Here is a 13,070-nt window from a genome sequence, read left to right on the forward strand (position 1 = left end):
GAAGCTAGTGCTGAAAGTTTGCCCGCTCTGGTCTCGAGGGAGGCTCACAGCCGACTCGAAGGCAAATGAATTCTAAAGAAAATTGCAGAAAGCTTGGCAAACCCCCGGCTTACGCGACTCGTCTCGTCAGTGTCAAATCCCGTCCCGCACAAAAGGACTCGACTCGCCGAGCGTATCACGACGCAGTTACGTTGCAGCGATGCGCTTTCCGACGCTCGGGGTCCGGACCCGGATCCTGGCCATCGCGCTGGTACCGAGCGTGGCGTTGGCGGCCATCGGCCTCGGCGTGGCCGGCACCCTGATCGACCGCTCAGACCAGGCCCGGACCTGGGCCGACGAGATGCAGGCCGGCATCGCGCCCACCCGCGAGCTGATCGAGGCCGTGCAGGCCGAACGGCAGCTGACCCTGTGGCGGGTGGCCGGGATGGATTCCGATGTGCGCCGCCTGACGACGGCGCGCCAGCGGCTCGACAGTGCCGTGCGACTGATCGCCCCGGCCCAGTCGGCGCTGTCGCGGATCGGACCCGCGTCCATGGGCCAGGCCACCGGCGCCCTCGGCGAAATGAGCAAGCAGCTGGCCGGAATTCGCGCCGGCGTCGATGCGGGCACCCTCGGACTGTCCGACGCCTACGTCTTCTACAACCACATTCCCGAGGCCGTCATGGCGGGCGTGCAGGTCGCGCAGAAGACCGCGCCCGATGCCGCCACCGCCGTCGAGCTCACCCAGGCCGCGGACGTACTGCACTGTCTGGAGGCCATGAGCCGCGCGAACGCGCTGGGCGCGGCCCTCGTCGACAGCAACAACCTCTCTCCCGAGCTGGGCGCCGAATACCTCAGCCTGGTCGGCTATTACCGCACCCGGGTCGACGGCATCGTCAGCGCGCCCGACGAGAAACAGGCCGCCGCGGCGCGGGCGCTGGTCTCGACCGCCGCCTGGCAGCAGCTGGGCGTGGTTGAGCCGGTCCTGGCCCAGCACACTTTGGTGCCGGCGGACGGCTCGGCCAAACGCTCGGCGCTGCAACCGCTTCCGATCTCGGTCGCGGAATGGCAGCACAGCGCCGGGGAGGTCACGCACGGTCTGGCGAACCTCTGGCAGGCGGAAAACGCCGAGGCCCAGCACCTGGCCGGGGCCGCCGCGGTCGACACCACCAGGAAATCGCTGGCGGCCGGGGCGGGCATGGTCGTGGTCGGGATGGGCGCGATCCTGGTCGCGCTGGCGTTGGCCAATCGCATCATCCGCAGGCTCCGGCGTTTGCGTGACCGCACCTTCGCCCTGGCCGACGAGCAGCTGCCCGAGACGATGAGTCGGCTGGCCGCCGGTGAACACCTCGATATCGAGACCGAGACCCCCGTCCTGGACTTCGGCCGCGATGAAATCGGCCAGGTCGCCGAGGCTTTCGGCCACGCCCACGGGACGGCCGTCGCCGCCGCGGTCACCGAGGCGCGCACCCGCGAAGGCGTGAAGTCGGTCTTCCTCAATATCGCGCACCGCAGCCAGGTGGTGGTGCACCGGCAGCTGGAGATCCTCGACGAGGCCGAATCCCAGCAGGAGGATCCGGAGCTGCTGGACATCTACTTCCGGCTCGACCACCTGGCCACCCGCGAACGCCGCAATGCCGAGAACCTGATCATTCTCGCGGGCGGACGGCCCGGCCGCCATTGGCGCAATCCGGTGCCGCTGCTGGAACTGGTGCGGTCCGCGGTCGGCGAGACCGCCGACTACACCCGGGTCCGAACCGGCCGCCTGCCAGCGGCTTTCATTGCCGGTCGGTCCGTCGCCGACCTCACCCACCTACTGGCCGAGCTGATCGACAATGCCGCGTCCTTCTCCCCGCCGCAGTCCCGCGTCGAAATCTCCGGCGCCTCGGTGGCCCGCGGGGTCGCGGTCGAGATCAGCGATCAGGGCATGGGCATTCCCGAGTCCGACCTGGCACGGCTCAACGAGCTGCTCTCTGGTCCACCGGATTTCGCCGTCACCAGCCTGTCCTCGGATTCCCGCCTGGGCCTGTTCGTGGTGTCGCGGCTGGCCGCCCGGCACGGCGTCTCGGTGCGCCTGTCCGATTCCGATTACGGCGGCACGCGCGCCATCGTCCTCATCCCGTCCGGGCTGATCGAGGGCGAGCTCGGTGCGGTGGAACCGCGGACGGCGGACAGGCCCCCGCAGCGCCGCGTCGAACTCGAGCGGGCCTCGACCGCGTCGCCGGAATTTCGCGAGGCCGCAGCATCATTCGATGCGTGGCATCCGGGCGGGCAACAGCCGGACTTCCCCGCACCCGATCCGCAGGTCACCGTCGATCTCCGGCCCGAGCTGCCACGGCGGCGCCGCCAGGAGCATCTCGCGCCCGAGCTGGCCGAGAACCCTGCCATCGAGCATTCCCCCGCCGTGGCCCCGGCGCCCGGCGAACGCAGCGCCGAGCAGGCGCGAGAGCTGTTCTCGGCAATCGAGAACGGCACCCGACAGGGGCGGCAGACCGATCCTGGCGCACCGCCCGCCGCCCGACAGGAAGGCGATGGTGAAAACCTCCCCCGCTGGTGATCTCGACTGGCTACTCGACGATCTCGTCGGCAAACTCGCGGGCGTGCGGCACGCGGTGGTGCATTCCGCCGACGGGCTGCTGCTCGGCCGGTCGGCCCGAATGAGCAGGGAGGACGCCGAGCACTTCTGCGCCATGTCCTCGACCCTGTTCGGGCTGTCCCGCAGTGCCGGGCACCGATTCGACGCGGGCGGGGTGCGGCAGGCCGTGATCGAACTCGACCGAGCGGTCCTGTTCGTCACCGCGGCGGGCGCCAATGCCTGCCTGGCACTGCAGGCCGGGGCCGACGCCAACCTGGGCATGGTCGCCTACGAGATGAACCTGACCGTTCAGCGGGTCGGATCCTTCCTTTCTGCTGCACCCCGCCAACGTGTGTGAGAGTCGCGAATCGTGCTGTCCTGCCACCGATTCCGATTGCCAGATGATAGCTGGACCATGGGGGACTTTGCGATGTGTACGCATACATGAATAAAGAAGTCAATTTCAGTCCCGCTCAACGGGATCGGTGGGGTATATGTGACTTACACCCCGTTACCTTTGCCGGATGTTCAGAGCGAGGCTCGGGGTCCGGACCCGCGTGCTCGCCATCGCACTCGTCCCGAGCCTGGCGCTGCTCGTGATCGGCGTGGGTGGCGCGGGGTACCTGGTGGTCGAGGGCAAGCACGCGCGGGATTGGGCGGACGCGTTGTCCGCCGCGGGACCGCCCACCGGAGAAGTGATCGCCGCGGTGGAGCAGGAGCGCCAGCTCTCCCTCGCCGAGATGGGTGGTGGCGACGACGCGAATCCGAAGTCGTTGGCGCAGGCACGCACCCGTCTCGACGGCGCGTTGCAGGGCATGGCCCCGGTCAGCGCCGCCATGGAGAATCTCGGCCCGAAATCCGTCACCGGCGACGTCGGCGGGCTGCTCACCCTGGTCCGCCAGCTGGCCGGTCTGCGCACCCAGATCGACACCAATGCGGTGTCGGTTTCCGACGTCTACTACTTCTACGGCAAGCTGCTCGAGTTCGTCTGGATCGGCACCCGCATCGTCGCCGACACCGCGCCCAGTTCCGAAGTGGCCCTGGAGGTCGCCAACGGCCTGCAGGTCGTGCAGGCCGCCGAGATGCTCTCCCGCGAGGCCGCGGTCGGCGAGGTCCTGCTCGCCGGCGGGACCCTGCCGCCCGAGCTGGCCATCGAATTCTCCCGGGTGGCAGGCACCTACCGGGTGAACCTCGGCGTGCTGGCCGGCGGCGACGGCACCAACGGTGACGTCGACATGCAGGCCCTCATGAACGATCCGGACTGGACGAAGATCGTCATGATGGAGAACGTGCTGCTGTCGCGGGCACTCGATCCCATGACCGTGCCGCCCGCGAAACCCGGTGGCACGCCCCAGGTCGCGCCGCTGACCTTCACCGCGCAGGAGTGGCGCGACACCGTTGCCCGGCTCAACACCCAGATCCTGCACCTGTGGGAGAAGATGAGCCGCCACAACGAGAAGATGGCCGCCGACGTGGCCGACAGCAATCAGCGCAACTCCGCGCTCGCCGGCGGCGGCATGCTGGCCGTGTCCACGCTCGCCTTCCTGGTGTCGCTGGTGCTCGCGAACCGGATCATTCGCCGCCTCAAGGGCCTGCGCAACGAGACGCTGGTGCTGGCCGACGAGCGGCTGCCCGAGATCATGGCCAAGTTGCGCGCGGGCCAGCCGGTCGACCTCGCCGCCGAGGCCGCGGTGCTGGACTTCGGCCACGACGAGATCGGCCAGGTGGCAAAGGCGTTCACCCACGCCCACTCCGCCGCCGTGTCGGCCGCCGTCACCGAGGCCCGCACCCGTGAGGGTGTCAAGGCGATGTTCCTCAATATCGCCCACCGCAGCCAGGTCATCGTGCACCGCCAGCTGGAGATCCTCGACGCCGCGGAGTCGTCGCAGGAGGATCCCGCGCTGCTCGACATCTACTTCCGCCTCGACCACCTGGCCACCCGCGAACGCCGCAATGCCGAGAACCTCATCATTCTCGCGGGCGGCCAGCCCGGCCGGCAGTGGCGTAATCCGGTGCAGCTGCTCGAGATCGTGCGCTCCAGTGTCGGTGAGACGCTCGACTACACCCGCGTCAAGATCGCGCGGCTGCCCGAGGTATCCATCGCGGGCAGCGCGGTCGCCGACCTCGTGCACCTGCTCGCCGAACTCGTCGACAACGCCGCCCACTTCTCGCCGCCGCAGTCTCAGGTCGAGGTGCGCGGCAACGTGGTCGGCAAGGGCGTCGCCATCGAGGTGATCGACCAGGGCATGGGCATGCCCGAGGAGGAGCTGGCGCGGATCAACGAGATCCTGCGCGACGCACCCGATTTCGGTGTCGCCATGCTGCCCGACGACTTCCGCCTCGGCCGCTTCGTGGTCGCCCAGCTGGCGGCCCGCAACGGGATCTCGGTGCGGCTCACCGAGTCCGACTACGGCGGTGTGCGGGCCATCGTGCTGGTACCCAACAGCGTGGTCGTGCAGCCCTCGGGCCGTACCGGTGAGATCCCGGTCGTGCCGCGGCAGCTGGATGCCGCCGAGCCGTCCGCGGCCTCGCTGGCGGTGGCCGCGCTGCCGCAGCTCCCCGCGGCGCCGGCGGTTCCCCCGTCGATGATCTCGAGCTACGAGCTGCCCATCGTCGGCTACGAGGCCTACACACCCCCGCCCGCACCGGAACCGCCCAACGCGCCGGTGGCTCCGGTCGCGCCCCAGCCGGAGCCGTTCGGGCCGTCCACCGGCTCGCTCGTGCCGCCGGTCATGTCCTTCGGAGCCGCAACGCCGTTCGACCCGCCGACCAACCCGCGGCCGAACCCGAATCCGCCGGTCGAACCCGTCCCGCCGGTGGAAAACGGGTTCCGGTCTCGCGAATTCGGGCGATCCCATTACACTGGCTCCGACGCCCGGCCCGCGCTCCCGCGTAGGCGCCGGCAGGCAAGTCTCGCACCGGAATTGGCGCAGGAGCAGTCGGCCCCCGAGTCGACGGTCCAGGCCACCCGCACGGCCGAGCAGGCCCGAGACCTTTTCTCCGCCATCGAAAACGGAACCAGGCAGGGCCGCAAGGCCGACCCCGGTTCGTTCGGGCCTGAGTCCCAGGCCTTCTTTGAAGGCACACAGTCGGAACGACAGGAAGGCGACGGTGACCACCTCAAACGCTGGTGATCTCAACTGGCTACTCGATGATCTGGTCGACCGGCTCGCAGGCGTCCGTCACGCGGTGGTGCACTCCACCGACGGGCTGCTGCTGGGCCGCTCCTCCGCCATGAGCCGCGAGGACGCGGAGCACTTCGGTGCCATGTCCTCCACCCTCTACGGCCTGGCGCGCAGCGCCGGAGGCAGATTCGACGGCGGCGGCGTCCGCCAGGCGGTCATCGAACTCGAGCGCGCGGTGCTGTTCGTGACCGCCGCCGGCAGCCACGCCTGCCTCGCGCTGCAGGCCACCGAGCAGGCCAACCTCGGCATGGTCGCATACGAGATGAACCTGACCGTGCAGCGCGTAGGCAACTACCTGTCCACCACCCCGCGCCACAACCTGGCCGGACAAGGCAACCCCCGACTGTCATGAGGCCGGGTCCGGGGGAACAGTGGTTCGATGACGCGGCCGGTCCGCTCGTGCGTCCCTACGCACGGACCGGTGGCCGAACCATGGGTGCGGGGCACGATCTGGACATGCTCACGGTGGTGGTGGTACCCAATGCCGCCCCACCGCTGCGTCGTGCCGAACCGGAGTACGCGGAAATCGTCCGGTTGTGCCGGCTGCCGCTGTCGGTGGCCGAGGTGTCGGCCGCCCTGCGGCTGCCGCTGGCGGTGACCAAAATCCTGGTGGGGGACCTGATTTCAGACAACATCCTCAACTTCCGGGCCCCGGCCTCCCCCGAGGCTGCGCCCGGTGACCTCAACATTCTGCGAGCGGTACTCGATGGCATTCGAAAACTCTGATACCGCCCAGCCCATGGCCGCCTCGGTGAAGATCCTCATCGCGGGCGGCTTCGGCGTGGGCAAGACAACGATGGTGGGGGCGATCAGTGAGATCACTCCGCTCCGCACCGAAGAACTCATTACCGAATTGTCCGCCGGCGTCGACGATCTGCGCGGCGTGGAGGGCAAGACCACCACCACGGTGGCGCTGGACTTCGGTCGTATCACCATCGACCAGAACCTGGTGCTCTACCTGTTCGGTACGCCGGGCCAGGACCGCTTCTGGTTCCTGTGGGACGAACTGGCTCGTGGTGCGCTGGGTGCGGTCGTGCTGGCCGACACCCGCCGCCTGGAGGGGTCGTTCGCGGCGATCGACTTCTTCGAACGCCGCGGCGTCGCATTCACGGTGGCCGTCAACTGTTTCGAGGGCGCGCCCCTGTACACGCCGTCCGAGGTTCGCGACGCTCTCGACCTGGACGAGCGAATCCCGGTGCTGCTGTGTGACGCCCGCGACCGCGGCTCGTGTAAGAACGTGCTGATGACGCTGGTCGAATACCTCATCGACCGGGCTGCCACCGCCGGCGTGCGCTGACAGCTGTCCCGAACGCGAGGCGAGCCCGCCCGGAGAAATCCGGACGGGCTCGCCTCGTCTTCGCTTGTGCAGCAGGTCAGTTGGGCACGACGTCGGCGAAGTCGCCGATCCAGCGGTGCGGGCCGCGCGGGCTGTTCGGCTCGCCCGGGCGGGTGACGCCGATGGCCTGCCAGCCCGCCGCCACGGCGGCGTCCACCTCGTCGGGGTGGTCGGACAGGAACAGGATCCGGTCGGCGGGGACGCCGATGGCGCTCGCGATCTTCTCGTAGGAGGAGGCTTCGCGCTTCGGGCCCGCCGTGGACAGGTCGAAGTGCCCGCTGATCAGCGGGGACAGATCGCCGTCCCGGGCGAACGCGAACCAATCCTTCTGATTGCGAACCGAACCCGAGGAGTAGACGTAGAGCTCCAGACCGGCGTCGCGCCAGGCGCGCAGCACCGGCGGCACGTCGGGGAAGAACTCACCGTGCAGGGACCCGTTGCGGAAGCCCTCGGCGCAAATGATGCCCTGGGCGGCCTTGAGCGGCTCCGACTTCACGTCGGTGTCGAGCCACTCGATGAGGATCCGGGCCACCTCGGCAGCGTCGGCGTCGGGGCGGTTCGCCTGGGCGCGGGTGGCCTCGAGGATGGGATCCGCTGCGCCGCCGGTGTTCTCGGCCAGCCAGGCCGGGAGCCGGTCGCGGGTGTAGCCGTAGAGGTCCTCCCGCACCGAACTGGTCGGGCTGGTGGTTCCCTCGATATCGAGCACGACCGCCTTGATCATGCCGGGGCCAGCAGCTCGTCGAGGGTCGGGAAGCCGGACGAGATCTTGTCGCCGGTGAAATCGCCGATCCAGCCGTCCTCCTCCTCGAAGAAGCGCACGGCCACGAACTCCGGCCGGGTGCCCATGTCGAACCAGTGCAGGGTGCCCGCCGGCACCGAGACCAGATCGCCCGCGGTGCACACGGTGGCCAGCACCTCCTCGCCCAGGTGCAGATAGAAGCAGCCCGCGCCGGCCGCGAAGAAGCGGACCTCGTCCTCGGCGTGGCGGTGCTCGTCCAGGAACTTGGTGCGCGCGGCGCCCGCCTTGGCGGGCCACTCCGGATCGCTGTCGTCGGGGTGGATACGCGCCACGTCGATGAACTTGTAGCGGCCGTCGGCATTCAATTCGTCGATGCGGCCCTGGTATTCGGCCAGCATCTCTTCGGTGGTGGTGGCGGGGCTGAAACCCTCGAGCAGCGGCCAGCGCTCGAAGGTGATGCCGCGCTTGCCCAGCTCGGCGGCGATCACCGCGTCATCGTCGGTGCGCAGGACGACATCACCGGCGTCCTTGTCGGACATGATCTGCAACAGAGTCATCGGAGGTCCCTTTCTCGGAACGCTGTATTCAGTTCAAACATGGTCCCCCACCGGGATCTCGCGGTGTCCGGTCAATGTGGTCAGCTCGCACATGGCCTCGAGGCACTCCGCGCGATCGCGCGCCTGCGCCAGGCTCGAACCCCAGGCGGTGATGCCGTGCCCGGCGATGAACAGCACCGGCGGGGCCTCCGGATGCTCGGTCAGGTACTTCTCGATATCCGCGCCGATCTGCGGGACATCAGCGTGGTTCGGGAACACCGGGATGTCGATGACATCCGGTCGGGCCGAACCGAGGCCCTTGATCAGCTCATAGCCCGCGAAACGCGCTGTGGTGACGCCCGATCCGGCGGTCGTGATCGAGACGGCCGTGGCGTGCGGCGGGTGCACGTGCACCACCGCGTCGGCGCCGCGGGTGCGGTAGACGGCGGTGTGGATGGTGGTCTCCGCCGAGGGCTTGCGGCCGGAAGCATCGACGGGCTCGGAGTCGACCACGGCGACGCTCACCATGTCGGAGGCGGTGAGCTCGCCCTTCGACAACCCGCTGGCGGTGACGAGGGCCGTATCGCCCTGGCGCACCGAGATATTGCCGGCTGTGCCGGGCATCCAGCCGCTGGCGTAGAGGCCGCGCGCGATCTCCGCGATCTCCGCGCCCGCCGCCGACTTCAGGGTGGTGGCCGCCGAAGCGGAAGTCCGTGCGGCGGCCGGATGCTCGAGCACCCCGAACTCGGTGACCACGGCGGTCACCAGCTCGGCCGGGGTGACGTCGAAGGCCGGGTTGAACGTTTTCGTGCCCTCGGGAGCCGTTGCGACGCCGCCGAATCCGGTCACCTCGGCCGCGGTGCGCTGCTCCACCACGATGTCCGAGCCCGTCGCGGTGGAGATGTCCCGCGTCGATTCCGGCGCGACCACGATGAACGGAATGCCGTGGTGCTGCGCCGCGATGGCCAGCATGTAGGTGCCGATCTTATTGGCGACGGACCCGTCCGCGGTGATCCGGTCCGCGCCCACGATCACGGCGTCCACCTGCTCGGTGGCCATGGCCCACGCGGCGGCGGAATCGATGGTGAGCCGGTGCGGGATACCGGCTTCGGCCATCTCCCACGCGGTCAGGCGCGCGCCCTGCAGCAGCGGGCGGGTCTCGTCCACGATCACCTCGGCGAGCGCGCCCCGCTGATGCAGGACCCGCAGCGCGCCGATGGCGGTGCCCCACGCGGTGGTGGCCAGGCGGCCGGTATTGCAGTGAGTGAGCAGCCGCAGCGGGCGGTCCGCGCACAACCGCTGGATCAGGTCGGCGGCCGCGGTGGCGGCGGCCAGGTTCACCCGCCCGTCCTCGGCCAGCATGTCGAGGGCTTCGTCGAGCATGGCCTGCAGTCCCTCGGGGAGCCTGGCCAGCGTGCGCTGCACACCCCAGGCCAGATTCACCGCGGTCGGCCGAGCGTCCGCGATACGCGCGGCCTCGGCCTCGACGCGCCCGGTGTCGACCACGCCATCGGTGGTGGCGGCACGGGCCGCGATCACCACACCGAACGCGCCGCACACGCCGATCGCAGGCGCGCCGCGCACGGCCAGGGTCTTGATCGCATCGATGACCTCGTCGACCGTCGTGATCCGAAGCTCCCGCATCTCGTGCGGTAGCGCCCGCTGGTCGATGGTGACGAGCGCACCGTCGGCCCACGCGATCGAACTCTGATCCATCTAGTTCTGTCCTCTTGACTGGAGAATTGCGTCGACGCCCACGGCTGTGGGCACACTCCACCGTATCGAACTCGGACCCGCGTCTGACCGGTAGGTTTCGGATCAGCGCAATCCGAATGGCCGGTTTTCGTGCGGGATGTGCCGGGAGCGGGTATTGCATCTCTCGGCGATGTCAGCTCGCGTCCGCGGGCCATACCGCTCTACCATCGCGGTATGGCGAGACCGCGTCGTACCCGCAAGATCACCGTGACGGTGCCGGAGGAGATCGCCGCCACCCTCGACGATTGGCGCAGTGCCGGCCGCATCGCCTCGATTTCCGCGTTCGTCGCCGAATCCGTGAAGGCCCGGGTCGATCGGGCCGAATCCCTGGCCCGCCTGGAGAACGCGCTCGGCGGCCGCCCGCCGCTGGATCTGATCAATCGCGCCCGTGCCGTCCAGGGGTTGCCACCCTTATCGGATAAGGAGGATCCCGGCGACCGCGCCGGCGCGGCATGACCCCCGCCGCCCCGACGCTGGGCGGTGTCGTGTTCGACACCGCAGCGCTGACCGCCTGGGCGCATCGTGTGGCGTACGTGCAATCGGTGGTGTGGGCGACCGCGGACGCGGGCCACACCATCATCGTCCCGGCCACTGCGCTCGCCGCGGCCCGCGCCCTGATTCCGCCCGGCCGCCTGGACATCCTCTCGGTGCTGCTGGACCTGCCGAACACCGTCATCCAGCCGCTCGACCGCCCGGCCAGTGATCATCTGGGCGACACGCTCGCCGATCGCCCAGACGCCGACGCACTCATTCCGGCGGGCCATGCGACGCTCGAAGCGGTGAGCCGGGATTGGCCGTGTCTGACCGACCGCCCCGATACGCTGCGCAAGCTGGACCCGCGTGTCCAGACGGACAAGTTGCCCTGAGCTTTCGAATCGAGCTTCGGCCCAGGGATTATCGATCAGGCGCGTCCCAGCGCGAGGGTGACATTGTGGCCGCCGAAGCCGAAGGAGTTGCTCAGCGCGTACCGGAGCTCCTGGTGGCGCGGCTTGTCGGCCACCACATCCAGCTCGGTATCGGGGTCCGGGGTCTCGAAATTCAGTGTGGGCGGGACGATCTGCTCGTTCAAGCTGCACAGGGTGAGCATGGCCTCCAGGGCGCCGACCGCGCCGATGGAGTGGCCGAGGGCCGACTTGGGCGCGTATACCGAGGCATGCGGCGCAACCGTCATGATGGCCTTCGCCTCGGAGGCGTCGCCGATCTGGGTGCCGGTGGCGTGGGCATTGATGTGGTCGATATCCGGGCCGGTCAGGCCGGCCGTGGCGAGGGCCTTGCGCATGGCGCGGGCGGCGCCGTCACCGTCGGGCGCGGTGCCGGTGATGTGGTAGCCGTCGGAGGTGATGCCCGCGCCGAGGACCCGGCCGAGCATCCGCGCACCCCGCGCCCGCGCATGCGCTTCCGACTCCAGCACCAGCAGCGCGCCCGCCTCGCCGAACACGAACCCGTCCCGGTCCTTGTCGAAAGGCCGTGAGGCGCGCTCGGGTTCGTCATTGCGGGTGCTCATGGCCCGCATCATGGCGAAACTGGCGATCGGCACCGCGTCGATGTGCCCCTCGACGCCGCCCGCCACCACCACGTCGGCCTCACCGGTGGCGATCAGCCGCCAGCCGTGCGCAATGGCCTCCGCGCCCGAGGCGCAGGCCGAAACCGGTGCGTACACGCCGCCTTTCGCCCCGATCTCCAATCCGACGGTGGCCGCCGAGCCGTTGGGCATGACCATGGGCACCGTCATGGGCGGCACCTTCCGGTAGCCCCCGGTCTTCAGCAGGTCCACGGCATTGACCAGCGCCTCGCCGCCGCCGAGTCCGGTGCCCACGGCGACCGCCAACCGTTCCGCCTCGACCCCGGGCGCTCCCGCCTCCCGCCAGACCTGCCGGCTCAACACCAGTGCCAGTTGCTGCACGAACGACATCCGCCGCTGCTCGATCCGGGTCAACTGCTCCCCCGGCTGCGCGACCAGTCGCCCGCCGATCCGCACCGGTAGGTCGTTGTCGGTGACGAAATTGTCCGTGAGCGTGCCGATCCCGCTGTCTCCCACCAGCAGTCGCGACCAGGTGGTGTCGAGATCGGCCCCCAGGCAGGTGGTTGCCGCCATTGCCGTCACCACGACGCCCCTGCGAGTTTCTGTACCAATCGCTACACTCATGCTGACATGGATACCTGTACCACCCGATACAGTCAACCCGTGCCCCGCCCACTCGACCACGCCCGCCGCGCTCAGCTCCTCGAAGGCGTCATCGCCTACATCGCCGAGTACGGCCTGGCCGAACTCTCCCTGCGCCCGCTGGCGGAATACCTGGGCACCAGCTCCCGCATGCTGATCCACTACTTCGGGACGAAAGAGGCAATGCTGGTCGCCGCGTTGGAAACCCAGCGCCCCGACATCGCCGCCCTCTTCTCGGGCGTCGACTCCGCGGAGGTCCTCCGCGAGCGACTCTCGGCGTCCTTCGCGATCAATACCGCGGGCCAGTTCGCGACCAGCCTCCCGGTGCTGCTTCAGGTTCTGGGAGCCGCCACAGTCCCCGACAGCCCGTTCAAGGCCTACGCGACCGACGCCATCCTGGTGCTCGTGACCGCAATGAACCGGTCCCTCAGCCGAATCGACCCCACCATCCCCGATCCCGAGGCCTCCGCCACCCTGCTCATCTCGGGCATGCGCGGCCTGATCCAGGACTGGTGGGTCACCGGCGACACCACTCGGGTCCACCGCGCCGTGAACCTGCTCATAGCCCAGGCCATCCCCACGCCCTCGTGAACGGCGACCATGTCTTGGTGCGACACCGGAAGCGGTGTTGCGCCAAGGCATGCCGGCGGGTCAGGCGGGGGTGAGGGCAGGGCGATTGCGCAGGATTGCGGCGGCGGCCAGCACCGACAGTGTCAGCAGGGTCAGCGCGAAGGTCGTCGCGCCGGTGGAGAGGCCGACGGCGTCGCTGAGGTAGCCGGCGCTGACGGGCAGCAGGCCGGC

General features: G+C 69.3%; 13 protein-coding genes. 9 read left to right on the plus strand and 4 right to left on the minus strand.

All coding sequences use genetic code 11. From position 1 onward, the window contains the following. The first annotated feature begins 199 nt into the window (after nt 1-199). The 6 genes from ABZ909_RS29745 to ABZ909_RS29770 all read left to right on the plus strand — a co-directional run bounded on the left by ABZ909_RS29745 (nt 200) and on the right by ABZ909_RS29770 (nt 7,036). Entirely contained in the window at nt 200-2,536 is a 2,337-nt protein-coding gene (locus tag ABZ909_RS29745) for a sensor histidine kinase (RefSeq protein WP_357005947.1), read from the plus strand. Then, a complete protein-coding gene (locus ABZ909_RS29750; RefSeq protein ID WP_357005993.1) occupies nt 2,514-2,912 on the plus strand; it encodes a roadblock/LC7 domain-containing protein in 399 nt (132 codons plus the stop codon). Before ABZ909_RS29745 ends, ABZ909_RS29750 begins: the two co-directional genes overlap by 23 nt. Before the next feature lie 166 nt (nt 2,913-3,078). Beyond that, nucleotides 3,079-5,688: a nitrate- and nitrite sensing domain-containing protein gene (locus tag ABZ909_RS29755; protein WP_357005950.1), complete on the plus strand. Its 2,610-nt coding sequence runs from the start codon at nt 3,079-3,081 to the stop codon at nt 5,686-5,688. Continuing rightward, nucleotides 5,666-6,091, plus strand: a complete 426-nt coding sequence (locus tag ABZ909_RS29760; RefSeq protein ID WP_040857697.1) for a roadblock/LC7 domain-containing protein — start codon at nt 5,666-5,668, stop codon at nt 6,089-6,091. The genes ABZ909_RS29755 and ABZ909_RS29760 overlap by 23 nt, the downstream gene beginning before the upstream one ends. After that, entirely contained in the window at nt 6,088-6,465 is a 378-nt protein-coding gene (locus tag ABZ909_RS29765; protein ID WP_357005953.1) for a DUF742 domain-containing protein, read from the plus strand. The genes ABZ909_RS29760 and ABZ909_RS29765 overlap by 4 nt, the downstream gene beginning before the upstream one ends. Then, complete coding sequence (locus tag ABZ909_RS29770; RefSeq protein ID WP_040857695.1) at nt 6,446-7,036, plus strand: ATP/GTP-binding protein; 591 nt, start codon at nt 6,446-6,448, stop codon at nt 7,034-7,036. The genes ABZ909_RS29765 and ABZ909_RS29770 overlap by 20 nt, the downstream gene beginning before the upstream one ends. A gap of 76 nt (nt 7,037-7,112) precedes the next feature. Here the strand turns inward: ABZ909_RS29770 and mtnC are convergent, their stop codons facing one another. The 3 genes from mtnC to mtnA are packed head-to-tail and all read right to left on the minus strand — an operon-like array spanning nt 7,113 to nt 10,066. Continuing rightward, nucleotides 7,113-7,796: an acireductone synthase gene (mtnC, locus tag ABZ909_RS29775; protein WP_357005956.1), complete on the minus strand. Its 684-nt coding sequence runs from the start codon at nt 7,794-7,796 to the stop codon at nt 7,113-7,115. After that, nucleotides 7,793-8,371, minus strand: a complete 579-nt coding sequence (locus ABZ909_RS29780; RefSeq protein ID WP_357005959.1) for a cupin — start codon at nt 8,369-8,371, stop codon at nt 7,793-7,795. Before ABZ909_RS29780 ends, mtnC begins: the two co-directional genes overlap by 4 nt. Nucleotides 8,372-8,404: 33 nt before the next feature. After that, on the minus strand, nt 8,405-10,066 hold the full coding sequence (mtnA, locus tag ABZ909_RS29785; RefSeq protein WP_357005962.1) for an S-methyl-5-thioribose-1-phosphate isomerase: 1,662 nt from the start codon (nt 10,064-10,066) through the stop codon (nt 8,405-8,407). 213 nt (nt 10,067-10,279) lie between these two features. On the opposite strand from mtnA, the gene ABZ909_RS29790 reads away from it, so the two are divergent. Then, nucleotides 10,280-10,561, plus strand: a complete 282-nt coding sequence (locus ABZ909_RS29790; protein WP_357005965.1) for a hypothetical protein — start codon at nt 10,280-10,282, stop codon at nt 10,559-10,561. Then, the gene (locus tag ABZ909_RS29795) at nt 10,558-10,971 is read left to right on the plus strand and encodes a hypothetical protein (RefSeq protein WP_033091132.1); all 414 of its coding nucleotides are present in this window, start codon (nt 10,558-10,560) and stop codon (nt 10,969-10,971) included. Before ABZ909_RS29790 ends, ABZ909_RS29795 begins: the two co-directional genes overlap by 4 nt. A gap of 35 nt (nt 10,972-11,006) precedes the next feature. Here ABZ909_RS29795 and ABZ909_RS29800 read toward each other — a convergent pair whose 3' ends face one another. Continuing rightward, entirely contained in the window at nt 11,007-12,251 is a 1,245-nt protein-coding gene (locus tag ABZ909_RS29800; protein ID WP_357005969.1) for a KasA/KasB family beta-ketoacyl-ACP synthase, read from the minus strand. Between the two features lie 39 nt (nt 12,252-12,290). Here ABZ909_RS29800 and ABZ909_RS29805 point away from each other — a divergent pair, with 39 nt between their 5' ends. After that, the gene (locus tag ABZ909_RS29805) at nt 12,291-12,860 is read left to right on the plus strand and encodes a TetR/AcrR family transcriptional regulator (RefSeq protein ID WP_357005972.1); all 570 of its coding nucleotides are present in this window, start codon (nt 12,291-12,293) and stop codon (nt 12,858-12,860) included. Nucleotides 12,861-13,070 lie beyond the last annotated feature (210 nt).

The sequence above is a fragment of the Nocardia sp. NPDC046763 genome (genome assembly GCF_040645495.1).
GTDB lineage: Bacteria > Actinomycetota > Actinomycetes > Mycobacteriales > Mycobacteriaceae > Nocardia.